This window comes from Bradyrhizobium sp. Unk1 (genome assembly GCF_059512345.1).
This window is the reverse complement of sequence record NZ_JCAMOP010000001.1, coordinates 49,340-75,018: the sequence shown is the minus strand read 5'-3', so window position 1 is coordinate 75,018 and position 25,679 is coordinate 49,340. Positions and strand designations below refer to the sequence as shown.

At 63.2% G+C, this 25,679-nt stretch carries 21 protein-coding genes; 14 read left to right on the top strand and 7 right to left on the bottom strand.

Translation table 11 applies throughout. The features are described from left to right. Nucleotides 1–77: 77 nt before the first annotated feature. Complete coding sequence (locus AC5ZFO_RS00325) at nt 78–1,286, bottom strand: ABC transporter substrate-binding protein (RefSeq protein ID WP_282518472.1); 1,209 nt, start codon at nt 1,284–1,286, stop codon at nt 78–80. Nucleotides 1,287–1,365: 79 nt separating this feature from the next. Continuing rightward, entirely contained in the window at nt 1,366–4,266 is a 2,901-nt protein-coding gene (locus AC5ZFO_RS00320; protein ID WP_496121005.1) for an ATP-binding protein, read from the bottom strand. Between the two features lie 597 nt (nt 4,267–4,863). On the opposite strand from AC5ZFO_RS00320, the gene AC5ZFO_RS00315 reads away from it, so the two are divergent. Then, on the top strand, nt 4,864–5,712 hold the full coding sequence (locus tag AC5ZFO_RS00315; protein WP_496121003.1) for a helix-turn-helix transcriptional regulator: 849 nt from the start codon (nt 4,864–4,866) through the stop codon (nt 5,710–5,712). A 259-nt stretch (nt 5,713–5,971) separates the two neighbouring features. Here AC5ZFO_RS00315 and AC5ZFO_RS00310 read toward each other — a convergent pair whose 3' ends face one another. The 3 genes from AC5ZFO_RS00310 to AC5ZFO_RS00300 form a co-directional block, all read right to left on the bottom strand. Further along, nucleotides 5,972–6,205 (bottom strand): hypothetical protein, encoded by a 234-nt coding sequence (locus tag AC5ZFO_RS00310; protein ID WP_282518469.1) that lies wholly within the window; start codon nt 6,203–6,205, stop codon nt 5,972–5,974. 153 nt (nt 6,206–6,358) lie between these two features. Next, nucleotides 6,359–7,630, bottom strand: a complete 1,272-nt coding sequence (locus AC5ZFO_RS00305; protein ID WP_282518468.1) for an ABC transporter substrate-binding protein — start codon at nt 7,628–7,630, stop codon at nt 6,359–6,361. 355 nt (nt 7,631–7,985) lie between these two features. Next, entirely contained in the window at nt 7,986–8,228 is a 243-nt protein-coding gene (locus AC5ZFO_RS00300) for a hypothetical protein (RefSeq protein ID WP_282518467.1), read from the bottom strand. A gap of 313 nt (nt 8,229–8,541) precedes the next feature. Between AC5ZFO_RS00300 and AC5ZFO_RS00295 the strand changes: the two genes are divergently transcribed. Both AC5ZFO_RS00295 and AC5ZFO_RS00290 read left to right on the top strand, forming a co-directional pair. Further along, nucleotides 8,542–8,826, top strand: a complete 285-nt coding sequence (locus tag AC5ZFO_RS00295; protein WP_282518466.1) for a hypothetical protein — start codon at nt 8,542–8,544, stop codon at nt 8,824–8,826. A gap of 124 nt (nt 8,827–8,950) precedes the next feature. Then, complete coding sequence (locus AC5ZFO_RS00290; RefSeq protein WP_282518465.1) at nt 8,951–11,806, top strand: ATP-binding protein; 2,856 nt, start codon at nt 8,951–8,953, stop codon at nt 11,804–11,806. 294 nt (nt 11,807–12,100) lie between these two features. Here the strand turns inward: AC5ZFO_RS00290 and AC5ZFO_RS00285 are convergent, their stop codons facing one another. Both AC5ZFO_RS00285 and AC5ZFO_RS00280 read right to left on the bottom strand, forming a co-directional pair. Then, nucleotides 12,101–15,004, bottom strand: coding sequence for an ATP-binding protein (locus AC5ZFO_RS00285; RefSeq protein ID WP_282518464.1), 2,904 nt, complete (start codon nt 15,002–15,004; stop codon nt 12,101–12,103). A gap of 242 nt (nt 15,005–15,246) precedes the next feature. Continuing rightward, nucleotides 15,247–16,140, bottom strand: a complete 894-nt coding sequence (locus tag AC5ZFO_RS00280; protein ID WP_282518463.1) for an SDR family NAD(P)-dependent oxidoreductase — start codon at nt 16,138–16,140, stop codon at nt 15,247–15,249. A gap of 352 nt (nt 16,141–16,492) precedes the next feature. On the opposite strand from AC5ZFO_RS00280, the gene AC5ZFO_RS00275 reads away from it, so the two are divergent. The 11 genes from AC5ZFO_RS00275 (at nt 16,493) to mqo (ending at nt 25,678) form a co-directional block, all read left to right on the top strand. Then, entirely contained in the window at nt 16,493–17,545 is a 1,053-nt protein-coding gene (locus AC5ZFO_RS00275; protein ID WP_282518462.1) for a catalase family peroxidase, read from the top strand. Further along, a complete protein-coding gene (locus tag AC5ZFO_RS00270; RefSeq protein WP_282518461.1) occupies nt 17,542–18,105 on the top strand; it encodes a cytochrome b in 564 nt (187 codons plus the stop codon). Before AC5ZFO_RS00275 ends, AC5ZFO_RS00270 begins: the two co-directional genes overlap by 4 nt. Before the next feature lie 123 nt (nt 18,106–18,228). After that, nucleotides 18,229–18,729 (top strand): Dps family protein, encoded by a 501-nt coding sequence (locus AC5ZFO_RS00265; RefSeq protein ID WP_282518460.1) that lies wholly within the window; start codon nt 18,229–18,231, stop codon nt 18,727–18,729. Nucleotides 18,730–18,767: 38 nt separating this feature from the next. Continuing rightward, nucleotides 18,768–19,391: a histidine kinase dimerization/phosphoacceptor domain -containing protein gene (locus AC5ZFO_RS00260; RefSeq protein WP_282518459.1), complete on the top strand. Its 624-nt coding sequence runs from the start codon at nt 18,768–18,770 to the stop codon at nt 19,389–19,391. Between the two features lie 139 nt (nt 19,392–19,530). After that, complete coding sequence (locus tag AC5ZFO_RS00255; RefSeq protein WP_282518458.1) at nt 19,531–20,130, top strand: HdeD family acid-resistance protein; 600 nt, start codon at nt 19,531–19,533, stop codon at nt 20,128–20,130. A gap of 3 nt (nt 20,131–20,133) precedes the next feature. Continuing rightward, entirely contained in the window at nt 20,134–20,970 is an 837-nt protein-coding gene (gene fdhD, locus AC5ZFO_RS00250) for a formate dehydrogenase accessory sulfurtransferase FdhD (protein ID WP_282518457.1), read from the top strand. A gap of 18 nt (nt 20,971–20,988) precedes the next feature. Next, nucleotides 20,989–21,654, top strand: a complete 666-nt coding sequence (locus tag AC5ZFO_RS00245) for a YoaK family protein (protein WP_496120998.1) — start codon at nt 20,989–20,991, stop codon at nt 21,652–21,654. A 164-nt stretch (nt 21,655–21,818) separates the two neighbouring features. After that, nucleotides 21,819–23,255 carry a class II fumarate hydratase gene (gene fumC, locus AC5ZFO_RS00240; RefSeq protein WP_282518455.1) on the top strand — a complete coding sequence of 479 codons (1,437 nt, stop codon included), beginning with the start codon at nt 21,819–21,821 and terminating at the stop codon, nt 23,253–23,255. A 15-nt stretch (nt 23,256–23,270) separates the two neighbouring features. Beyond that, entirely contained in the window at nt 23,271–23,696 is a 426-nt protein-coding gene (locus AC5ZFO_RS00235) for a cupin domain-containing protein (RefSeq protein WP_282518454.1), read from the top strand. Continuing rightward, nucleotides 23,693–24,097: a cupin domain-containing protein gene (locus AC5ZFO_RS00230; protein WP_282518453.1), complete on the top strand. Its 405-nt coding sequence runs from the start codon at nt 23,693–23,695 to the stop codon at nt 24,095–24,097. The genes AC5ZFO_RS00235 and AC5ZFO_RS00230 overlap by 4 nt, the downstream gene beginning before the upstream one ends. A 42-nt stretch (nt 24,098–24,139) precedes the next feature. Beyond that, complete coding sequence (mqo, locus tag AC5ZFO_RS00225) at nt 24,140–25,678, top strand: malate dehydrogenase (quinone) (protein ID WP_282518452.1); 1,539 nt, start codon at nt 24,140–24,142, stop codon at nt 25,676–25,678. The last annotated feature ends 1 nt before the right edge of the window (nt 25,679 follow it).

The following is a 25,679-nucleotide window of genomic DNA, read 5'->3' as shown; positions in this document are numbered from 1 at the left end:
CTACAGGACTCCCGCCGCACCGCGTGCGGATCGGGCGACGACACGTCGGCTCGCGTAGCCTTGGCCGTACCGGCGCTTCACGTTGCCGGGCGTAGCTTCAAGACTTCGGCGTCGGGCGGCAGCATCGTTCCACCGTCCCGGTATTTCCAGTCCACCATCACGCCCTTGTTGCCCCGTACAGCGGTGCGGCCGACGAAGGTCCCCATGGTGCTCTGATGGTCGATGGAACGCCAAATCGCCCGGCCGAACGGCGTTTCGAAGCCGACGTTGCCAAAGCCGTCGGCCATCGCCTCGGTATCGAATTTCCCAAGCTTCGCAATCGGTGCCACGATGGAGCTGATCAAGGCGTGACCGACCACGGACCCCATCGTGGGAGCCTCGCCATATCGCGCGGAATAGGCCGACACGAAGGCGCGGTTGGCATGATCCAAAACCTCGGTCACCGGATAGCCGGTCACGATCCATCCTTCCGGCGCGTCCTGCCCGAGGGGAAGAAGGTATTCGGGTTCGCCGGTCGTGAACGATACGACGTGTCGCCCTTCGAACAGGCCGCGGTCATTGCCTTGCCGGACAAATCTGGCGAGATCGGGTCCGAAGGTGACGTTGAGGATCGCTTCGGGTTTCTGCTGCGCGAGAGCGTTGACGACCACGCCGGCATCAATGGCGCCCAGCGGCGGCCACTGACTGTTGATGAACTCGACGTCGGGACGGCGGCGGCTGAGAAGCTGCGTGAACCATCTTACGGCCGACTGCCCGTATTCGTAGTTCGGGGCGATCGTCGCCCACCGCGTCGCCTTCAATTGAGCTACCTCCTCCACCAGCATGGCTGCCAGCATGTATGTCGAGGGGCGGAGCCGGTAACAATATCGATGTCCTTGCTCCCAAACGAGAGCGTCGGTGAGCGGTTCGCTTGCCACGAAGAGGATCCGGTTTTGCCGGGCGAAGTCGCTGATCGCCAGTCCGACATTCGACAGATATGCGCCGGCCAAAAGATCGACGTCATTCCGCCGCACCAGTTCTTCGGCGGCACGCAGCGCGACGCTCGGCTTGCCTTCGTCGTCCCGGCTGATGACCTGCAGCTCTCGCCCGAGGAGGCCCCCGCTCGCATTCAGCTGTTCGACCGCCAACTGCCAGCCGCGACGATAGGGCAGGGTAAACGCGGGCGCGCTGCTATAGGAGTTGATCTCGCCGATCCTGATCGGTCTCGTGCCCTGGGCGCGGATGATGCCGGGCGAAAACACCGACGCGCCAACACCGCCTAAGACCTGTCGTCGGGAGATGCTCATCTGGTAGGATCCGGAGGATTGAGTGTGAGGGCTGGTCCAGCGCTGCAGGACATGTCGTCCCGGTCGAAAGATCAGCAACCTAGTGGCAGGTGCAGGACGCGGGCCCGTCGTCGCCGCAGGTCGAAATCGAGATGCCCGGACTTGCAGCGAGACCGCGCGCAAAGGCGAGCGCGGGAAGATCGACCTCCCGATCGAACAGAGCGCTGACCGGACCGACCAGATCGAGCGCGGTCTGCTGGCGGTCCGACGCCGCCATGATCCTTGCCCAGGCTGCCGCGACTTTCAGCTCGTAGAAGCGGCATTGCTGCTCTCTGGCAACGAACAGGCCCTCGGAGAACAGGACTTCCGAGCGGGACTGATCTGACGATCCATCGGCAAGCAGGATCTCGCCCTTGATCCGCAGCAGATCAGCAAGGCACCACAATTGCTGGCCTTGCCGGGAGATAGTCAGGGCTTCTTCCACGGCGGCCAGGGCTTGCGCAGTCTCGCCGACCGCGAACAGTCCTTCGGCGAGCGATCCGAGAAATTCGGGATTGCGCATCAGCCAACCGTTCTCGGCCCGCGCTTTCAGTCCGCTGCGCAGCAGCTCTATTCCATCGTGATGTCTGCCTTGCAGGACGAGCAACTGCCCCTTCAGGCAGGACGTCCAGCTCGTCCAGAAAGCTATTCCCTCGCGCGTGACGAGCTCGAGGAGAGACGCTATCGCCTGATCGGCAGTGGCGACATCATGCGTCATCAGCGCAATGGGGCACACGGCGTTCCGCAGCGCGTAAGCGATAGCGAGCTTGTCCTTCTCCCGCTGCGCCTCCTCGAGGCATTCCGCGGCCAGGGATCTGCTCTGGGCGATCTTTCCCTGGAGCAGCAGCACGCGGGCTAACATGGCCTTTGCCAGGACGCTCTGGTTGAGCAGGAACCACATCTGGTTCGTGCCGTCCTTCAATCCGTGAGCCGAGTGGTCCAGGGACAGGGTCAGTTCGCGTCGAGCTTCCTCCTGCGCGCCGTAAAAATGGGTGGCGGCGCCGATCAGGCGGCGGCCTACCGTCTCGTTGGCGGGGTTTCCCGTGCGAAGGGCGATCTCCAGATATCGCTCTCCGACACTCTTGGCCGCGTCGTATTGGCCCGAGTTGAGATTATAGCTCCACAGCGTCCAAACAGCCTTGAGCTGAAGCTCGAGATCGGACAGCTCTTCGCCGAGCGCAAGGCCGATGTTCAGGGCCGCTTTCATGCGATCCGCCGAGCCAGTCGTATTGAGAAGCGCGAACCCCAGCGCGACATAGAGCTGCGCCTTGAGCCTTGGATTGCAGGTCAGCTTTCCGTCGAGATGGGCGAGAGCGTGCTCGATCCGGGTCGAGCATTCCATGAAGGACAGCAGTTGCATCCACACCGGCACAAAGCCGGCCGTTAGCTCTACGCCGAGCGCGGCATCGCCGCCGGGGGCGAAGGCCCAGTCGAGCGCCGCATGCACGTTTCCAATTTCCTGGGCAAGGCGGGTGAGATCGTCGGAGGCGGGGGAGGCATCGCCAAGTGGCATGATGAGCTGCCTGAGAAAGCCCGCATGCCGTCTGCTGGCCTGCTCGCACAGCCCTGCTTCTGCCAGCTTCTCCAGGGCGTAAGCGCGGGTGGTCTCAAGCAGACGCCACCGCCCTTCGAAGGAGGGATCGAGCGAGACCAGCGATTTTCCGACCAGATTGAACAGTGTTTCGATGACGTCCGACCGGGACAACGCGTCGTCCATCATTGCAATGGCCGCATCGAGAGTGAAACCTGCCGGAAACACCGCGAGCCAGCACAACAGCCTTTGCTCGTCGGGCGACAACAGATCGTAGCTCCAGTCCAGCGTTGCTCGCAGGGTCTGGTGCCGCGGCAGCTGGTCCCTGCGGCCGCCGCTCAGCAACTCCATTCGCCTGTCCAGGCGAAGCAAGACGGTGTCTACCCCAAGATTCGCGGCCTGAGCCGCGGCAAATTCCAGCGCAAGCGGAATTCCGTCGAGCCGGCGACAGATGGCAGCCACTTTCAGCAGATCGTCCGCGCCCGGAGCGAAGTTCGCGCGGAGCGCCCGTGTGCGAGTGACGAAGAGCTGCACGGCGCTTGCCTGCAACAGCAAACCGGGATCGCGCAAACCAGAGTCCGGAACCGACAGCGGCGGGATCGCCGCGACGTATTCGCCATCGATGCGGAGGCCTTCCCGACTGGTCGAAAGAATAGTGACATTGGGACAATAGCGAAGTGCAGCACTCGCGATCTGTGCAGCGATGTCGATGACATGCTCGCAATTGTCCAAGATGAGAAGCAGACGCCGTGACCCGATGGCCTGGGCGATGCAGGCGGCCGAAAACTCCTTGTCACTCAAGGCCAGCTTGAGCGCACGGGCGGTGGTCGATGTCGCAAGTGCCGGATCATGCAAGGTCGCGAGCTCGACCAGCGCCACCGAACCATCGAATGAGGATGCGGCCCGGCGCGCAAGTTCGATGGCTAGCTTTGTTTTCCCGATGCCTCCCGGGCCGACCAAAGTCACGGCCCGATATGCGAACATCAGTTCGGCAATTTCGCTCACGCAATCCTCGCGCCCGATAAGAGGAGCGCGCGTGTTCGGCAGGTTATTCGAAAAGGATTCGATGGCCGGGACGGATACCGTTGTCGCCGCGGGCTGATCCAAATGACCGCTTCGCCAGGTCCCGGCGAGGGTATATCCACGGCCCGAGATCGTCTTGAGGAGATCGCGATCTTTGCCCAGCGCCTTGCGGACGGCGGAGATATGGACCTGGAGCGTGTTGTCCTCGACGGCCAGGCCTGACCAGACACTTCCGATCAAATCATCCTTGGTCACCAAATGACCGGCGCAACCCGCCAGTTTCTCGAGAATCTCGAATGCGCGGCTTCCGATCGGCACCGTGATGTTGTCGCACCTCAGCTCTCTCCGCTGGCAATCGATGAGCCAGTTACCGAAAGAGTAGGTTCGTACAGCGGGCGAAGGCGACATAAGGGGGGTCCGTGAATCAGCTTCACTGCCGCAATCTAGGAGAGTGACGAGACCCCCAAAGATCACCGCCCCTGCAAGATTCTGAAAGCGTCAGTATGCCCAGGTGTCCTACAGGGGAGGCCGTTGGGGTGTCAAGACGACCTTCTCAGTAGGCGGCTGTTCGCCATGGCTCGATGCATGCGTCGGAAACGCTCGTTGCCTGCTACACGAGTTCGTGAGGACGAATGGGAGTGCCAAAATGGGAGAGCGGGCCGGAAGGAGCGTGCAGCACATCCCGACAGCAGCACAGGGCAGGGGATTTCGCGTCGCGACGGTTCAGAAGCTCGGCAGCCTGCTTGGTCTCTTCGTTATCGATCGGTCGAAGCAACACCTGTTCACATCGCGACTTGCAGGATGTCGCGCGGCATCTCGGTTGAAACGATGGCACGACGTATCGCTTCGACGGTGTCGGCATGTCGGCGAAGGAGAGCCTGAAGTTTCCTGATTTTGCGCCTCTTAACTCGCGATCGGGCCATACCTTGCTACCTTACTCTTCGATCGATGCGCTTCGCCGGAATGGGGCGTCATCGTTTGGATTATCCTTGCCAGAGTAAGATCATGTCTCAGCCAATATCGTCACGACAACCGAAGCATGGCTACACCCAGGCGACCGTCGCCGCGGACGAAACAGATTTCCGCTCGGCCATCACAATGGCGTCGATTGCGCCGCTTCCGAAGGTCATCGCCCCCGCCATCGTTTCGGGCAGGGACGATCTGTCCCCCCTTGATGCAACGACGATTGCCTTCGAGCGGCTCGGTCTGGTCATTGCGATCGAAGGGCGGCCACGGCGCAGCTCCAGCATATCCCCGTGTAATCCGGCGCGCGACACGACACCCAACTCTGTGACAACGGCGCCCATTTGTAACGACGATGATCCGGTGGTTCAGCGCCTGTCCGAAGCGCTCGTCGCGGTGGAGCGATTGAAGGCCACCGATAGCGCTCTTTGTGTCGACGCCCTGCGATTTGCCGTCATTGCCCGGCTTCTTGCCTTGCGGTCCGAGGCGCAGCCGAAGTTCGACGAGCGAGCCCGCGTCGGCCAATGCAGTTCTGAAAGGCCGGTCCAGGGATTGCAGAGGTGGCGGCTCAAGCGGGTGCTCGACTATATCGAGACTCACTTCCGCAAGAAAATCGTGCTGGCGGATCTTGCCGCGGCCGCCGGCCTGAGCCGGATGCATTTCGCCGCCCAATTCCGCGCCGCGACGGGTTGCAGGCCGCACGAATATATCTTGCGGCACCGCATACAGCGCTCCAAGGACTTGTTGCTGGATTGCGAGATGCCGATTGTTGAGGTCGCGCTCACAGTGGGTTTTCAGAGCCAGGCCCACTTCACGACGACGTTCAGGCGCTTCGCAGGTGACACGCCAAGTCGATGGCGAGATGCCGCTGCGGCCGGGGTCGATCTTTGATGCCATCGCCGCGAGCGGCCCCATGGGGGCGGAGACTGCAACGACGAAGTTGGTGCAGCCCGCGATGGAGCTGGCATCGCATCCGATAAATATGTGGGTTGACGGATAGCGATGGCCGGTCGGAAGAACGGGGCTTCATAGGGCCGCCATTCCTCCTCCAGTCACGTCCGTGAGACGGAAGCCAAACGCCGAGATGAACTTCTTCAAGTCAGCGCTGACGATTGCCTCGCGGTAAGGGGGCTCGCCCCGGTTGGGGTGCTCAATAGCCCGACTTGGGCTCGCACGGAGGCCGACGCCAGGGGTCGCTCGCGTACGCACCGACGTCGGGAGCGCGAACACAGTTGCGCTTGGACGTCACCGGAACGCGCTGAACCGACGCATAGGCGTCGGCATCGGTCCGACGCGCCTGGTTGTTGCCTTCACGAGCCATCGCGGGGGAGGCGATCATGGCCGCAACCATCAGTCCGGCCGACAAGAGCTTCAGTGTAGTCATTGCACGTCTCCTTGACAAAGCGACGCCGGGAACGCCTCGGCTCGCCTGCCAGACATGTGTACGCATGTGTCGGATGAGCAGTATCAATTGAACGATCATTTTCGCCTTTGCACGAAGTCGTCGGCCGTGCGTTATCTCGAACGCGGTCGCTCGCTAGCCGGGCGAAAGCGTTATCTGGTCCGCATGGCCATTCATGAGCGGACCGAACCATTCCCACTTCTCGCCGGTGAAGCGCATCATTTGGAGATGCTCGATCGGGTGAAAATCCGTCGGCGATGTCTTGACCCGGACGCCGGGAATATAGGCCGCACCCTCGATGTCGAGGTCCGTCGCCACCTGCATGATCCTCTCGCGCGTGAGATCGTCGCCACAGCGCCTCAGCACCTCAACGAGCGCGCTCGACATATTGAATGCCACCAGCGGGCCGCTTTCGGATCTATCTGCGTCCGGATAGTATTTCGCCATGAACGCGCGAAAATGCTGCATGCCCGGGTATGAGTCCCACTGCGGGTCGGTCACGTCCATCTGGTAACCCGCACTCAGAACTCCCTTCGCGTTGTCCAGTCCTGCGAGCGTCAGCACCGAGCCGACCGAAACCGAGACGTTCGTCATGATGTGGACGGGATGCCAGTCCAGCTCGGCGAGCTTCCTGATCGCCTGAGCCGCGAATTTTGGCGTGGCGACATTGATGAAAATGTCGGGGGCGGCCGCCTTGATCGCCACGATCTGCGAGTCGATTGTCGGCTCGCTGATTTCATATGGCAGGCTCGCAACCACCATTTGCGCGTACCTGTCTTGCAGCACGTCCTTCAGGCCGGCCAGATAATCGCGTCCGAAGTCGTCGTTCTGGTAGAGGATGCCGATCCTGGCGCCGGGGTGATGTGTCAGGATATAGTCTGCGTAGATGCGTGCCTCGGTTCGGTAGCTCGGTAGCCAGCCGATCGTCCACGGAAAGTGGACGGGATCAGCCCAGCGAGATGCTCCCGATATGGCGAACAATTGCGGCACGTGGCGATTGTTCATGTACCTTTGAATGGCGGCGTTGCTCGCGGTACCGAAGGGGGCGAAGATCGCGAGCACTTCGTCGTCCTCGACGAGCCGTCGTGCCTGCTCGACCGCCTTGGACGGGTTGTAGGCATCGTCGTAGGAGATGAACTCGATTGTCCGGCCGTTGATGCCGCCGTTGTCGTTGACCATGCGAAAATACGCACTCATCGTCCTGCCGATGATGCCGTAAGCCGATGCCGGGCCGCTATAGGGCATGATGTTGCCGATCCTGATCTCGGTGTCGCTCGCGCCGGGATCGTATCGCTGTTGCGCAGAGGCGCTGGCTGCGCCGGCTGCAAATATGACGGTGACGACCGCTAGTGTTCGCAGACGCCTCGCAATGCCCGGACTCAAATGGCCAATTCCACTGGTGATCAAGCGATGCCTCCATGGCGCTGCTGGTCATCGTGCCTGCCGGGCGGCGGTATAGCGCCAATGGAGGGCCTGCTCGTCCAACAGTCGATAGCCGGAGTGTAGCGCGGGACCCGCCGCGAGCCGGATTACAGAAGCTGAAGAACTGTGAAGTTTTACAATGGTGTGCGTAGGATTGGCCCGTCACCGGCGCCCGACCTGGGGGGCCTTCTACGCCGTCGTGGCGAACAAACGTTCGGGGCCGATGATATCTATCGAGGCTCCGGACCCGCGGCGTGCGCCGCATGGCGCGGTCGCACTCCGAGCGGGGGCACGGACAGGCATGGTTACGCGGCAATTCGCCTTTGCGTGTTGCCGCCGCTCACCGATGCCCGTGGCGGTTGTAGATCTGGCCCGCTCCGAACACCGGAGCCGCGCCACCGGACCGCTCGAGACCCATTCGTCCTGCCGGCGTCAATGCGCCGCCATTCAGCACGTCGCGGTTGGGATACATTGATGCAAATGCGGCGGGCTCCTGATCGGCATAGGACCAGGCCGCGGAGGCGGACGATATCGTTGCCGTTGAGAGCAGCACTGCGGCGATCAGGGTTTTGAATGCACTCATAGCGATTCTCCATTGCTTGTGATGTGCGGAGAGTCGCTTGGCGATGGTCGCTGCTCGGCTGGTGGCGTTTCCGGAATTGCTTTCTATACCGGGCTATATAGGCAGTCCGGCCGGAAAACCCCGCTTGCAGTGCATCACTCCTGCGAGAAGATGACGGGAATATCAGGCAGGGCGCGCGGTTACCAAGGTCTGATGCGTCCTCGAAGCCGAACTTTGTCACAATTGTCATAGTTGCTCGCGCGATCGTGCATGGTTGAATCGTGTGCGAGGTCCAGTTCTAGGTGCAGGTCATACAACATGAGGAGTGTGAGCCATGAGACTGCTCTGGTGTCTCTGCGTCGTCGCCAGCCTTGCGCTCTCGGGCGTTGCATCTGCCCGCGGCGGCGGCATGGGATCCCACATGTCGATGGAGAGCGGCGGCGCGCTCGGTACCAGCGCTGCTGCGCCGGGAACGAACTCGCTCGGCACCGCGCTCCCGTCATCGGAGGGGGTTGGTCATCCGACGAAGGGACCGCTGCTCGGCTCGGATGCGACCATCGACAAGGAGGACGCACGGGTCGAGAAAATGCTGGAAGGATCCATCTGTCGCGGCTGCTGACGCGCGAGCATTGCGATATTTGCGGCGAATGTCTGGCGGCCTTGGTCGCCGGACACGTTGTGTATTTTGAAAGCGTTGGTGATACGCTGGGCGCAAGATCAAGCAACTGCCTGGGGCTATGCCGATGATGGCCGAGCCAAGCCAGCGCCCCGTCTACGCCTGCGCTGAATGGGAGATCGATCTTGCCAGACGCGAACTGCGCTCGATGGGAGAGTCCGTTCCTCTGGGCGGTCGTGCCTTTGAGATCCTTGCGGAATTGGCTCAGGCCGAAGGCGGGCTGGTCACCAAGAATGACCTGACGGAGCGTGTCTGGCGCGGCGTCTTCGTCGAGGAGAGTGCACTTCGGGTCCATATCGCGGCGATCCGGAAGGCCTTTGGTTCGGATCGTGACATGCTGGCGACAACGGTCGGCCGGGGCTATCGCCTGCTGGGTTCATGGCGGACCCGGCAGATGGATGCCCCGCTACAATCTGCCGCACCCCAGCCACTGCCGTCGACCAACATTCCCAATGCATCATTCGTTCTCATCGGCCGCACCACCGCGCTCGCGCGTTTGTGGGACCTTCTGTCGGCTTATCGCGTCGTGAGCCTCGTCGGGCCTGGCGGGATTGGCAAGACAGCACTTGCACTACAAGCCGCCAGGACGCTGCCAGCCGGTTTTGCGGCCGACCGGTTGCTGGTCGAATTGGCCTCGCTGCCCGATCCCAAGCTCGTGTGCTCGGCCGTCGCCAGTATGCTCGGTATCAAGCTCGAAGGGGAGGAGATCACCCCGGATTCCATCGCGCGCGCGATTGGTGCCAGGCCGTTGTTGCTCATTCTCGACAATTGCGAGCATGTCGTTGATACCGTGGCCCAACTTGCCGAGACGATCGTCAGCCACTGCTCCGGAACGACCATCCTGGCGACAAGTCGCGAAGCGCTACGCATTGATGGCGAACAGGTCTATCGCGTTCCGCCCCTGGGTGTGCCGCCCGAAGTCCGGCTCGGATCTGATGCCGCATCGGCCTACACGGCGGTGGAATTGTTCACGACCAGAGCGAAAGCGCTGGGCTCCAGCTTCGCGCTCGACGAAGAGAACCTCGATGCCGTCGCAGCCATCTGCCGCCGGCTGGATGGCATTCCGCTCGCGATCGAGTTCGCGGCGGCACGCGCCGTGATGCTCAGTCCGCCGAAGATCGCGGCACTTCTCGACGACCGGTTCAAATTTCTGACGACCGGCCGGCGTACCGCGTTGCCCCGGCAGCAAACGCTTCGCGCGACGCTCGACTGGAGCTACGATCTACTGCCGGACGCCGAGGCGCGAGTCCTGCGGCGGCTCGGCGTGTTTGCCGGAGAATTTCTGCTCGATGCCGTGATCGCGGTCGCGAGCGAAGGGATGGGCGATGTCACCGCGGAGCTTGCCAACCTGGTGGCAAAGTCGCTCGTCCTTGCGGATATTCGCGGCGAGCGCCCGTACTATCGCCTGCTGGACACCACGCGCGCCTACGCGCTGGAAAAGCTTCACGCCAACGGCGAATTTCCCGGCATAGCGCGCCGCCAGGCCGGATACTATTGCGGGTTCTTTGTGAATGCGGAAGCTGACAGCGAAGTGAAGCCGCAGGCGGAGTGGCTCGGCTTCTATGGCCAGCACATCGACAACGTACGATCCAGCCTCGATTGGGCTTTCTCGCCCGGCGGAGATGCGCAGATCGGAGTGGCGCTGACCGCAGGGGCCGTTCCGTTATGGGTACAATTGTCGCTCCTCGCCGAGTGCCGCGAGCGGACCGAACTGGCGTTGGCCAGCCTCGACGACAGCGCCGCGGGCGCATTGCGGCTCCGCATGCAATTGTCGGCCGCGCTTGGCTGGTCACTGATGTACGGCGTCGGCAGGGCTCGGGAGGCCGGTCCGGCCTGGGCTGCGACCCTGCAGCTGGCCGAGCAGCTCGGCGACAGCGACTATCTGTTGCGTGCGCTTTGGGGGCTGTGCATCGATCAATTCAACAACGGCGAGTTCCGCAAGGCGTTGGAATTCGCGCACCGCTTCGCGGATATCGTGGCCGATTCCAACAATTCCGTCGACCGGATGATGGGTGATCGGCTGCTTGCCACCACGCTGCACTACCTCGGTGACCAGCGGCTGGCGCATCATCACATTGGGCGGACCTTGTCTCGCCTTTCCGATCTGGCGGCGAAGCCTCAGGTGATCCGTTTCAGGTTCGATCTGCGAGCCTCGGCGCGCTATTTCCAGGCGCGCATCCTGTGGCTTCTCGGGTTGGCGGATCAGGCACTCAGCGTCGTGGAGCGCAATGTCGAGGAGGGCCGTGCGAGTGGTCACGCTCTGACCTTCTGCAGCGTGCTTGGCCAGGGTGCCTGTCCGATTGCTTTCCTGGCCGGCGATCTCGATGCTGCGGAAGGCTATTGCACCATGCTGCTTGAGCACACCGAACGTCATCCGATCCGTCTGTGGAACGTGTGGGCGCGCGCCTTCAGGGGCATGGTGATGGCGCGAGGTGGCGATGTCGCCGCCGGACTGACGTTGCTGCGCAAGGCGCTCGAGCTGGCGGGCGAGGCGCGTTTCCTGCCGCGCTTCCTGCTTCCTCTCGGCGAGCTGGCGGCATGTCTCGGAGAGGTCGGCGAAGTATCGCTGGGGCTCGCGACCGTGGACGAGGCGCTTGCGCGCTGCGAGGCGAGGGATGAACGGTGGTACGCGGCCGAGCTCTGGCGCATCAAGGGCGAGTTGCTCCGGCATCCCGGCGAGCGTCGCTCGGCTATCGCCGTCGAGCAGTGCTTCGACAAGGCGTTCGAAGTGGCGCGCGGGCAAGGTGCGCTGTTCTGGGAGCTGAGGGCGGCCATCAGCCTGGCACGGTTGAGGACGAGTCAGGGCCGTCCCGCCGATGCACACCAAACCCTGGCTTTCGTGTACGGCCAATTCACCGAAGGTTTCGAGACCGCGGATCTCAGGCTCGCGAGAGCAATGATGACTGAGTTTTCGACCTCATAGAGCTGACGCGCGGTGCCACGGGATGCCCCGGGGGCGGCGTCCGATACATATCATCGGACGCAGGTGCGGCCTCTGCGAGCGCCGCATCCCCCGTGCTCCAGAACATTGGCTTCGAAGTCCTATTGCCGGACCAAGAATGCGCCGGCCCGTCGACGCGGTCTTTCCACGCCGCGCGCTTCTATCCGGATTGCACGGCATCGCGGCCAGCCGCACGACCCGGCCCACAGGGGATTGCGATCACGCCGCATGTCGCTGCGGGTTCGCGCACCCTTAGGCGCGGCTGTTGCGCAGCCATCAACTCGCGGCGAGCGAGCCCGAAGGCGGAGAGGCCAATTCGGCCAGCAATCCGCTGGCCGCTTTCAGGACAGGCGTATTGAACCCCTCGGTGAATCGTCCATGGATTGGAGCAAGCACGTCTTGCGCTTCTCTGCGTCGGCCCCGATGCTGCAATAGCCCTGCAAGACTGATTGCCGTGCGCAACTCAAAACCGAGCGCCCCCTGATGTCGGGCCAGGTCAAGTGATTGCGCCAGGCTCCGCTCCGCCTCCAGGAAGTCGGGATTGTCCTTGCGGATCAGCACATCCGCCCTTGCCCGCAACATGTCCGGCATCTCCACCATGAAGTTGCGACGCCGGCCCCGGGCAATCGCCTGATCGAGGATGTCGAGTGCTTCATCTCCACGACCTGACGCCGCCAGAGCTTCCGCGAGCGGCACGCAAAGTCCGGCCGCCGCGCCGTAGCGCTGGCTCTGCAGCTTCTTGACGGATGCGTTCAGCATGGCCAGCCCGACATCACTCTCGCCGCGGGCCAATAGCGCAATCCCTTTCATAGCGTCGCCGACCGTCTGGAGGGTGGCGAGATTGTGCTTGCGGGTCTCCACGAGGAGCCTGTCAATGTGCTCTTCGCACACGCCCACATCCCCGTTCCAAAGAAAAACGCCGAATGCCCAGGGCAGCGCTATGCACAGTATGGTCGGATGGTTGATGGCGATCACATCGGAGATGGCTTGGCGCGCCGTCGCCGTGGCCTGATCGGGATGTCCCTCGAGCCATAAGATGCGGGCGAGGGTGATTTGAGGACGCCTCGGGTAATCGGACGTCAGTCCGCCACGGGAGTCGCCCTCCAGGCCCGGATGGGACAGCGCCGCTTCGACGTAGGAGCGAGACGCGGCAACTTCGCCCAGATAATGGCAGGACGTTCCGAGCAACATGCGCATGCGCGCCACCCCGATGGAATCGCTTTTGGCGAGGGCAATCGCTTCGCCGCGCTTTGCGGTGGCCAGCGCGTCGTCAAAATTGCCGACGAGCAGTTGGAGCAGATGCAGTCGGCCAATCAGGCGGATTTGGCCGGCGACATCGCCAATTGTTTCGGCCAACCCGACCGCTCTGTCGAGATAGCCGACACCCAGTTCGTCGATTTGTCCCGTCAGCATCCGTGCCGACGCCAGCGCGGCATGAAGTGCGAGGTCGTGCCTGACACTTCCGCCCGTCTCTTGAAGCGCTTCGATTGCGCGCGTGACCCAAAGCTGGCATTCGGTGAAGAGCGACAGCTTGAAGAACATGGGGATCGCCGCGGCAGCGAGGCCGACGCCGGTTCTACGGTCGCCTCGATCCGAGAAGCACCACGCCAGTGCGCTGCGTATGTCGCCGAATTGATCGGCCATCGACGACAGGCCTTCGTTCGGCTCGTCGGCAGTCTTTTCAAGCAAATCCCGAAAGTAAGACGCGTGGCGTAGCGGCACGATTTCGGCGTCGGTGCTGGCGGCGAGCTTCTCCTGCGCGTAGGCCCGCGTCGCGTCCGCGAGCCTGTAGCGAATCGATTGCGAGCCCTGGTTCAGGGCAAGCATCGACTTGGCCACGAGGTTGTCGAGCGCAGCCATGGTCGTGTCGTCGCCGGTCGCATCGCTGCCGGCGATCGCTCGGGCCGCATCGGCGGTGAAGCTGCCGACGAACACGGATAGCTGGCTCAGAACCACCCGTTCGGGCTCGGATAGGAGATCGTAGCTCCACTCGATGGTTGCGCGAAGCGTCCGGTGCCGGGGCAGCGCCGTGCGTCGTCCTTCCCACAGCAGATTGAAGTGCTTGTCGAGGAGTTGGACCATGGCCTTGACGCCGTATGCGGTCACATGGCCGGCGGTGAGCTCGATCGCGAGCGGGATGCCATTGAGCCGACGGCAGAGGTTGCCGACGTCCGACGCGTTCGCATCCGTCAATCCGAACTCACCTCCAGCCGCGGCTGCGCGCTCCACGAAGAGCTTTACTGAGGTGTAGGCAATCGCGCTCTCGGCCGTCAGAACGGCGTTTTCCGGCGGGCTCGTCAAAGGCGAGAGACGATATGTGTGCTCGCCTTCGACCCGCAGCAGCTCCCGGCTCGTGGCCATGATGTGCAGCTGCGGTGCCTCCTGGTAGAGCCGCTCGGCCAGCGCCGCAGCGGCATCGACGACATGCTCGCAGCAATCCAGAATGAGCAGCATCCGCCGGTCGCGCAGGAATGCCACAAGACTGTTTGAGGGATCGTCCGATCGCGCCCGCAGCCCGAGCGAAGATGCTGCAATGGCCGGAACCAGCGCGGCGTCGCGGGTCTCGCCGAGACTGACGAAGTGAACCTGGCCGGCGAATTCCGCGAGAAGGGCGTGGCCCGCGGAAACAGCGACCGTCGTCTTGCCGATGCCGCCCGGGCCGACGACCGTGATGAAACGCTGGGCTTTGAGCCTTTCCGATATATCCTCGATGGTCTGCTCGCGGCCTACCATCTGCCAGGGATGTGCCGGCAGGTTGTGCGCGCGAACAGGCTTGGTTGGTGCAGGTTGATTCTGCTCCGGGCTCGCGGCCGAACCGACGAAACAATAACCCTGTCCCGAGACCGTGCTCAGATATTTGGCGCCGGCAGTGCCGTCCCCGAGCGCCTTGCGGAGTGCCGCGATATGGACGCGCAGGCTGTTGTCATCGACGCTGCAGCCGGGCCAAGTCCTCGCTATCAGATCGCCCTTGCTGACGACGTCGCCCGCATGCCGGATCAGTGTCAGCAGCAGGTCAAATGCGCGAGCCGACAGATGGACCGGATTGCCATCTTTCTCGATACGTCTCTGCGAGGCATCCAGACGGAACGGCCCAAAGACGAAAATCTCTTGAGCGGAGCTCTCCTGGAGAGAGGGTCCGGTCGTGGCTGTTGTGGCGTTGCTCTGCCAGCGGTGGACCATTTGGAAATATCAAATCCGACGACCGACTCGTCGACTCCATAACTTGAACTCGGGGACTTGAACTCGGGCCGAAACGTGTGACCGCGGTGGCAGCTTCGAACGTAACATCCGCCAGTATCGCGGTAAAGTATCACCGATGGATGTCGCTGATCACTTTCGTCCGGAGGGATGGGAACTCCGGGAGAGTCCTGATTTTTCAGGAAACGACCGTCGATTGGGCAAATCTCCGCCGATGGCTGATCTCATCGGATCAACACCGGCTTGAGAATATCCTCCAGGCCGATCCGGCGGAACAGTTCCGTGCGAGCGCGGTCGGCGACGGCGTCGACAGCTGCCGCCCCATCGTCATCCGGGCCGAAATGAACTTTCAGCGGACGTTGTCCGAACGGCATGTTCACGACATTCGCAACCGTGCTTGCGACATCTTGTGGGGCCGTATCCTTCGGCGAAAGCTGCGCGAGACCCGCAAGCGCGATTTCACTCAAATCGGCGGTTGGACCATCTGCGTATTCTTCCGCCCGAACAGTATCCTGCGGCCGGCCGGATCGGACATAGTGGCCGGGTCCGAGAGCGCTGGGGACGATGATGGTCGTCTCGACGCCCCAACGCGCGAGTTCGCCGGCGTAACTGAGCGCCAGGGAATCCAGGGCGGCTTCCGTTGAAGCACAGGCGCCGAGGAACGGAACCGAGCTGCCCCGCGAGCTGCTTGACGTGATCCATATCAGCAAGCCCTGACCCTGCTTGCGCAATTGTGGCAATGCCGCGCGATTGAGGCGTTGTGCGATCAGGACGTTGGTATCGTAGAGCTCGGCGAGCTGCTCCGGCGTGAAGGCTTCTGCGGGTCCGTAAACGACTTGCCGGGCATTGTGCACGACCACGTCGAGGCGGCCGTTTTCGGCGATGATGGTCTCAACGGCCGAGGTCACTGAGGATTCCGAAGAGACGTCGAACTCGATCGTGCGTAGATCGGGGCCGGGCTGGCCGGGAATTGATCCAGCCTCCTCGATCTCCTGCGCAATAGGGCCACTCATTTCCCGGCTCGAAACGTAGACCGTGTGGCCTGCCTGCATCAGTTGCCGGCAGGTGGTTCGCCCGATGCTGTTTGCAGCACCCGTGACGATGATCACTTTGCTCATTCGATTCCCAATCGCATTCCAGCCTCTGCGGCGCTGGCGGCCCCGTCGCGACACGGTCCATCGTTCGGGAGTCGACCGCCGCCATCGTGCGAAGCGCATCTGAAATAGGGCGGGGCGCAGGGTGGGTCTTTTCGGGCATCACGATCGATTGTCAAATTGCACGAAAAATTTCGAGAATGCCCGAAGCCGGGTCCGGCGAACGCCGAAGACAGCTCAGGCGTGCCTTCGCGAAATTGGCGGTGGGTTCGAAAAGATCGAGCCCTGGTCGCCGGCTACAAGGAAGCTGCGTCGCTCGAAAGAGTGCCGCGCGCACCCGATCGCCGGGCGGTCCGGGCATCGCAAAGGAGACCGAATGAACCAAGGCAAGCTACCACGTTCGGGGCTTGGATCCCTCGTCCTGATTGCAGCCGTGCTCGGCGGCGGCGCGGCTGCCTTCGCATACACCGCGGGATGGCTCTCGCCGGAGCGTCTGACGCCGGAACGGATGATCGCGGCGTTGACGCCTCCGAGCGGTCCGCCGCTCGGGCACCGGCGAAATCATGCCAAGGGAATCTGCTTCACCGGGACATTCGAGGCGAATGGAAATGGCGCGGAGCTCTCGAAGGCCAGAGTCTTCGAGCGAGGCGCGTATCCGGCGCTGGGCCGCTTCAATCTTGGCACGGCCGACCCGAACGCCGTGGATGCGACTGTGCGCGTGCGCGGTTTGGGATTGCAGATCGCAGCGGCGGACGGCGAAGAGTGGCGGATGGCGCTGATCAACCCGCCGGTTTTTGCAGTGTCGACGCCGCAGGCGTTTCACGAGCTGCTGATTGCATCCGGCAAGAAGGATCCGGAGGCGATGAAGAGTTTCATCCAGGCAAATCCGGAATTTGCTGCCTTCGCAGCCTGGGCCAAGACAGCGCCCTGGACCACGAGCTATGCGGAGGATTTCTACAACGGCCTCAACAGCTTCATCTTCACGGACGCGAAGGGCGGCGAGCGGGCGGTGCGATGGTCGCTGGTGCCGATGGCGAAGGGCGTGCCGGTCTCGCAAGCCGATCTGGAAAAACGCGGCCCGGATTTTCTCGAGCAGGAGATCGTGGAGCGGGTCCGCACGGCCGGCCCGCAACGCTGGACCATGGTCACGACCGTCGCCGATCCCGGGGATCCGACCGCGGACCCGAGCAAGGCCTGGCCGGAGAACCGTCGCAAGGTGGAGGTCGGAACGCTGATCGTGCAGCGGATCGAGCCGGAACGCGATGGACCGTGCCGCGACATCAATTTCGATCCGACCGTCCTGCCGCAGGGAATCCGGGTGTCGGATGATCCGTTCCCGGCTGCACGCTCGTCGGTCTACCGCAAATCCTACGATCTGCGTGCGGCCGAAGCCAGGGACTATCCGCGAACCGAGACGGCCAAGCCATGACCAGCGCTCCTCATCGTTTTGCCCTGATCCAGCGCGTTCTGCATTGGCTGATGGCGGTCTGCGTCCTCGCCATGCTGTTCATTGGCGTCGGCATGGTCTCCACCGTCGCGCCGAAATATCTCCCGCTCATCCTGGTTCACAAGACGACCGGATTCATCCTGCTGGTCCTCGTTCTGATCAGGCTGGCCTTGCGCCTGCATTACGGTGCGCCGCCATTGCCGGCCGATCTTTCGAAAACCATGAAGTTGGGAGCAGGATTGTCGCACCAGCTGCTGTATGGCCTCATGATCGTCATGCCGTTGCTCGGTATCGGCATGCTCTGGGCTGCGGCCTATCCGGTCATCCTGTATGGCGGGATCCGAATTCCCGCGCTGCTGCCGCAGAGCGACCTGATGCACACGCTGCTCTGGAATGCCCACGTCTATGTCGGGTTCGCGTTCTTTGCCCTCGTGCTGCTGCATCTGGCGGCGGGGCTGTTCCACGCATTGATCCGTCGCGATGGCGTATTCGCATCGATGTCGCTTCTGCCGTTGCGGGACAGGGGGACCCAAACGAAATGAACCCGCTGCGCGCCGGCGGGCGCCCCTCGCAGGCGTGCGATCCAAAAAGGATCTTTCGCGCCGGAAAGATTCCTCGCGCACCGCGCGGCTAGATGTTTCCAACCTCCAACAAGGATGCCGACCATGACCCAAGCAGACCTCCAAAGCCCGACAGATCTCGGAGCGAATGCGAATCGGGACATCCCAGCCGCGCTGAGAGCGCTGCTTGCCGACGTTTTTGCGCTCTACCTGAAGACCAAGAACTTCCACTGGCACGTGTCGGGTAGCCACTTTCGCGATTACCACCTCATGCTCGACGAGCAGGCCGACCAGATCTTCGCGATGACTGACGACATCGCCGAACGCGCACGCAAGATCGGCGGCACGACGCTACGCTCGATCGGCCACATCGCGCGCGAGCAGCGCATTCTCGACAACGATGCCGACTATGTCGACCCGCAGGACATGCTCGCTGAACTGCGCAGCGACAACCAGCAGCTTACGCGAGAAATGCGCCGGGTCCACGAGCTCTGCGACGAATACGGCGATGTCGCCACCGCGAGCGTCCTGGAAAACTGGATCGACGAGACGGAACGGCGCATCTGGTTCCTCTACGAGACCGGCCGAAGCGGCCAGAACTCGTAAGCGCCAAGCACGCCGTTGAGCCGGGAGGCGGGTGAAGGATGAGCAGCCTCTCGGAACTCCTGCCGGATGGCGGCATCATGGCGGAGCGCCTGCTGCTGCGTGAGCTCGCGCATCGGATCGACGACGAGCTCGCCTCGGCCATTGATCTGGTGGCGCAGGCGGCCGATCGCTGCGACGGCATCGAAGCGAGGGCGACCCTCGCTTCCGTGCAGGATCGGCTGGAAGGTCATGCGCAACTTCACCATGCGCTGCAAATGCCGCAGTTCACCACCACCGTCGATCTGGCGGCCTATCTTAAGCAATTGTGCCGCTCGATCAGTCGCTCGAGCCTCGAAGACAAGGGTATTGCGTTCTCGCTGCTGCTGCATCCGCTGCAGATGAGCTCCGAGCGCTGCTGGCTGCTGGGGATGATCGTCTTCGAACTGATCACCGGTGCGGTGCGCCACGTGTCCCACTGCGGTGCAGGCGCCATTCGTCTCGAAGTGTGGCTCACGGCGACGTCGGTTGCGTGCAGCATCATGGACAACGGCTCGTCCGACGAAAGTCGGTACCGGGAAGAGGACCGCTCCATCGTCGAGACGCTTGCGGCGCGTCTGCACGGGACCGTCGACGTCCGCGGGGGCCCCGACGGGTTCAGGACCGTCGTGACCATCCCGCGCTAGTCGCGATCCTCGCGCAACGATCCGTATCGTGCGGATCAAATAATATCGCGGCGTCCTCGAAAGATGACCTGGGACAGATCTCGATACGCTTGTCCCCATTCATGATCTGCGGATCGTTCGTGCGAACAAGGGTCAAGCCATGACGGACATGTCGAACTCGAAGGCCTCGCTCGGATGGGCGATCCACGCCATCACCGGAAAATGGGGCTGGTTCGTTGCGCTGGGTGTCGGCGAACTGATCCTCGGCGGTGTTGCATCTGCCAATCTGATGGCGGCGAACCTCGCGTCCGTGCTGGTCATCGGCGCTACCATGGCGGTCGCCGGAATTTTCCAGATCGTGCACGCGTTTTCAGTGCGCGGCTTGCGGGGATACCTGCTTTGGCTACTGGCCGGGATCGTCTATGCGGCCGCCGGGGCCATCATACTCTACGATCCGATCCTGGCTTCGTTCACGCTGTCTCTCGCCGTGTGTGCCTTCCTGGTCGTGGCCGGGGTGATAAGGATCTGGGCCGGGTTGCATATGCGGCCGGCCGCGGGCTGGCGTTGGATCGTGGCTGCGGGCGTCCTGACCTTCTGCGTCGGTGTCATGCTGGTTGCGGCTTGGCCCGCCATCGGTTTGTGGCTGCTTGGTGTGATGCTGGTCGTCGACCTGATCTTCCAGGGATGGGGATTTATCGCATTCGGGATCGCGCTCAAGAGCCGCGCGTCGCGCCATTCGTCCCAGCCGGCGACGGTATGAATCATGGCGAAAGGCTCGACATTCACGCGGCATTGGGAGATTGCCTGGCGCGGCGGTCAGACCAAGTCGACCTCGCGGCTGGTTGCCGAGGAGACCGCGATCGCGCTCACCTATAACGGCTCGACCCATGCGGTGATGATGGGTACGCCGGGAGATCTGGAGGATTTCGGTATCGGCTTCAGCCTGACCGAGGCCATCGTCGAACGCGCGAGCGAGATCAGCAGCATCGAGCTGATCCCGAACGATCTTGGCGTCGAGGTTCGGATGTGGCTCGATGGCGACCGCGCGTCATCCCTGGCGGCACGGCGCCGAACCATCAGCGGCCCCGTTGGCTGCGGGCTATGCGGCATCGAGAGCCTCGAACAGGCTCGCCGTGCGCCGGCGCGGGTGAAGGGCAGGGGCGTCGTTTTTCACGCGCGCGACTTGCTGGGCGCCATGCAGGCCCTTTCTCCGCACCAAATCCTGAATCAGCAAACGCGGGCCGTCCACGCGGCGGCCTTCTGGCATCCGCGGGGCGGCATCGGCCTGGTCAGAGAGGACGTCGGCCGCCACAATGCGCTCGACAAGCTCGCCGGTGCGATCGTACGCGAGGGGAGATCGGCATGCGATGGCGCGGTGCTGCTGACGAGCCGCGTCTCCGTCGAGATGGTGCAGAAAGCGGCGATGCTCGGCGCACCGGTCATCGTGGCCGTATCCGCACCCACCGCACTCGCGATCAAGACCGCGGATGAAGCGGGGATCACGCTGCTGGCGATCGCGCGCGATGACGGATACGGCGTATTCACGCACCCGCGTCGCGTTCTGCTGCCGGATGGGGCCGCAACGCACGCCGGCTGCTGACCTCGCGGGCCGGCGCACATGGCGATGCAAGCCGTATCTCCGGAGCCGGTCGCCGAGACGGGGAGCGTCGTCCATGCTCCGGAGCGATCGGCTCTCGTGGCGTCTCTTCTGAGCATGACGGGCGGCTTTCTCGACGCCTTTACATGGCTCTCGCTCGGCGGCGTGTTTGCAAGCTCGCAGACCGGCAATGTCGTCTTCCTCGGCATCGACGCCATGTCCGGACAGTGGCGGCAGGCAACCCATCATCTTCTTCCGCTTGCCGCCTTTCTGCTCGGCGCATCGCTGGCAATCCGCCTCAAGTCGCCGCTGCTGTGCCTCGCCGGAGAGATCGTCTGCCTGGTCACGGTGATGCTGTTGTATCATCGGATTCCGGACATGATCACGATCCTCGGAATCTCCTTCGGCGCCGCACTGCAGTCGGCCAGCTTCAGGCAGGTCGAGCGCTGGAAATATCTTTCCGTCACCGTCACCGGCAACATGCTCCGTGCCCTCGATCAATCGGTTGCGTCCGATCGCGATGCGGCGCGCGGCACCGCGATCATGCTTCTGGTCTGCCTGATGTTCCTGACGGGGGCCGCCGTCGGGGCCTGTGTGACGAAATGGCTGCACGCCTGGAGCCTTGTCCTGCCGATCGCATCGTCGGTGTGCGTTCTTTGGCTCTGCCGGCCACCGCTGCGAAGCTGAACCGTCGACCCAGGTCCCACGATTTCGCTCGTTGATGGTGCGGAGCGCGCACCATGCCATTCGGCAAAAGGACGTTCATTCCAGGAAGCGTGGGCTTCACGCGGTGCGTACACTTTCCAACAGCGCCGAGATGGCCTTTCGACGTCAACTGCCAAGAGGCACGGATGAGCAACCTTCGCAAAGAGACGGACAGCCTGGGTGACGTGGACGTCGCCGCGGACAAGCTCTGGGGGGCGCAGACGCAACGTTCGCTCGAGCATTTCAGCATCGGCAAGGACCTGATGCCGCGCGAAATGATCCAGTCCTACGCGATCCTGAAGAAGGCGGCCGCGAACGCCAATTGCGCCGGCGGCCGTCTCGACGGCAAGGTCCACAAGCTGATCGCGCATGTCTGCGACGAGATCCTCTCCGGCCAGCATCAGGACATGTTTCCGCTTCACGTTTGGATGACCGGCAGCGGAACGCAATTCAACATGAACGTGAACGAGGTGATCTCGAACCGATGCTGCCAGCTCGCGGGCACGCCGCTCGGGAGCAAGCACCCGGTTCACCCGAACGATCACGTCAATATGTCGCAATCGTCAAACGACAGCTTTCCCTCGGCCATGTACATCGCAGCCGCGATGAACGTAACCGAGCGGCTCGTTCCGGCGGTCGAGGCGTTGCACGACGCAATCGCGGAAAAATCGAGCCAGTGGGACGACGTCGTCAAGATCGGCCGAACCCATATGCAGGACGCGACGCCCTTGACGCTCGGGCAGGAATGGTCTGGCTACGCCGGCATGCTCGCCGACGATCTGGCGCGCATCGACGACGCGCTCAAGGGCGTCTTCCGGCTCGCCCTGGGCGGCACGGCCGTCGGCACCGGCATCAATGCCGCGCCGGGCTTCGCCGAGGCCGTCGCCGCGGAAATCGCGCGGCTGACCGGGCTGCCCTTCGTCAGCGCACCGAACAAGTTTGCCGTCCAGGGTGCGCATGACGCGCTGGTGCAGCTATCGGGCACGCTCCGCACGTTGGCGGGGTCGCTCTATAAGATCGCGAACGACATCCGTCTGATGTCCTGCGGCCCGCGCGCGGGCTTTGCCGAATTGCTGATCCCCGAGAACGAGCCGGGTTCGTCGATCATGCCGGGCAAGGTCAACCCGACGCAGGCCGAAGCGCTGACGATGATCGCCGTGCAGGTGATGGCGAACGACGTCGCCGTCGGGTTCGGCGGAGCCGGCGGCTATCTGGAAATGAACGTCTACAAGCCGCTGATCATCCACAACATCGCGCAGTCCATCACCATCCTGACCGATGGTTGCACCAACTTCCGCACCTTCCTCGTCGAGGGCACCGAGCCGAACCACAAGAAGATCGAGGAGTATGTCGAGAGATCGCTGATGCTCGTGACGGCGCTGGCGCCCGTGATCGGCTACGACAAGGCGTCGCGGATCGCGCACTATGCGATGGACAACGATCTCACGCTGAAGTCGGCAGCGCTCAAGCTCGGTTTCGTGACCGAGCCGGAGTTCGACCGCATCGTGGATCCCGCCAAGATGGTCAAGCCCTATGTGGCCGAGATCAAGGTGCCGCTCGCAATCGGCGCCAAGGCCGGCTGAAGTGGGGCGGCGACAATGATCCGGTGCGTCAGACTCTGGACGGGTGCGGATGGCAAGTCGCACTTCGAGGAAGGCGTCGTCGAACTCGCGCGTGGGGCGAGGGGCGATGCGGTCAGCGCAAAGCTTGGGATCGATGCCGCCTCGTTCCACGAAACGGACGCAGATCCGAAACTCGGCTGGCATCCGGACGCGGCGCGTCAGCTCGTCATGTCCTTGAGCGGGACGCTACGGTTCGAAACGGCGGACGGAAGCTTCACGCTGCGCCCGGGCGATGTCCTGTTCACGGAGGATACCAGCGGGACGGGCCACAATTGGACCATGACGGACGCGGCGCCGTGGCGCCGCCTCTACACGGTTCTCGAGCCGGACGCCGGCGTGCCGTTCCGGTCCGAACAACGCCGCGCAGGCGACGCAACCACAATGCAAGGAGAGACACGATGATCCGCTGTGTGCGTCTATGGACCGGAGAGGACAACAACTCGCATTTCGAGGAAGGCTTCCTCGAGCTGGAGCCGGGACAGCGCGGCGACTTCCTGACCGGAAAGATCGATGCCGCCAGCGCCTCCTTTCAGGAAACGGAATCGGGCGGCGCGTTCGCCTGGCACACCGCGCCGATCCGGCAGTTGGTGATCACGCTGAGCGGAACGCTCGATTTCCAGACGCGTGACGGCCATCACTTCCTGCTCCACCCCGGCAACGTCCTGCTGGCCGAGGATACCGCCGGCTCGGGGCATAGCTGGAAATTGACCGACGATTCGTCCTGGCGCCGTGCCTACGTGATCCTGCGGCCGGGAGCGGACGTACCGTTCCGCGCCAAGGCGCGGCAATCGGTGCGGGCCTGATCGAGCCATCCAAAGCAGCAACACCCGACGAAGGAAATAGCCATGTCAGCAGCTTCCGACCGCGAAACCGATGTCGTCCTCATTGGCGCCGGCATCATGAGCGCGACCCTCGGCGTCTTTCTCAAGGAGCTCGAGCCCTCCCTGTCGATCCAGATGTGCGAAATTCTCGGGGATTGCGCGCAGGAAAGCTCCGACTCCTGGAACAATGCCGGGACCGGCCACGCGGCGAACTGCGAGATGAACTATACGCCGCAGCGGCCCGACGGCAGCATCGACATCTCCAAGGCGCTCCAGGTCAATGTCGAGTTCGATCTGTCCCGGCAGTTCTGGTCCTACCTGATCGGGCGCGGAGCGATCGCGGATCCGCGGGCCTTCATCCATCCGGTGCCGCATATGAGCTTCGTGCACGGCGCGGAGAACGTCGAATTCTTGCGGAAGCGGTTCAAGGCGATGTCGGCCCATCATTGCTATGAGGGGATGGAGCATACCGAGGATCCCAAGAAGATTGCCGAATGGGCGCCGCTGGTGATGGACGGTCGGAGTGGCGACGAGGCCGTTGCCGCGACGCGGATCATCACCGGCACCGACGTCGACTACGGCTCGTTGACGCATCTGCTGGTCAAGCATCTGGTCAGCCAGCCGGGCTGCGCCGTCCACTACAACAGCTGCGTCACCGGTCTTGACCGGGAGCAGGGCGGCCGGTGGCGCGTCGAAGTGCGGGACACCGCGAGCGGCGAGACGCGGTCGGTGCGTGCAAAATTCGTCTTCATCGGTGCCGGCGGCGGTGCGCTGCCGCTGCTGGAGAAATCCGGCATCCCGGAGGGGCGCGGCTATGGCGGCTTCCCGGTCAGCGGGATCTGGCTGCGCTGCGATGATCCAGAGATCAACAAGCGTCACCATGCCAAGGTCTACGGCAAGGCCGCGGTCGGATCGCCGCCGATGTCGGTGCCGCATCTCGATACGCGGGTGATCGGCGGCCAGCACTCGTTGCTGTTCGGTCCCTATGCCGGCTTCTCGAGCAAGTTCCTCAAGCACGGCTCGCTGCTGGATCTCTTCGAGTCCATTCGTCCCGCCAATGTCGAGCCGCTGCTTTCGGTGGCGCGCGATAATTTCGATCTCACCGAATACCTGGTCGGGCAGGTGCTGCAATCCGAGGGACACCGGCTCGCCGCGCTCGACGAATATTTCCCGAAGGCCGACCCGAAGGACTGGAGATTGCAGGTCGCGGGCCAGCGCGTCCAGATCATCAAGCCCGATGTCAAGCGTGGTGGGTTGCTCGAGTTCGGGACCGAGCTCGTCGGCGCGGACGACCATTCGCTGGTCGCCCTGCTCGGCGCCTCGCCGGGCGCCTCCACGGCAGCGTTCATCGCCATCAGCGTGCTGGAGAAGTGCTTCGCCGGCGAGCTGACGGCAAGCGCCTGGCTGCCCAAGCTGAAGCAGATCATCCCGTCCTATGGCGTGTCGCTGATCGACGATGCGGATTTCTGTCGCCAGATTCGTGCAGCGACCGCGGCGATCCTCAAGGTCGACAACATTCCGCAGCCGGCCGCACGCGCGCCGGCCGCCGCGAAGCGGGCGTGAA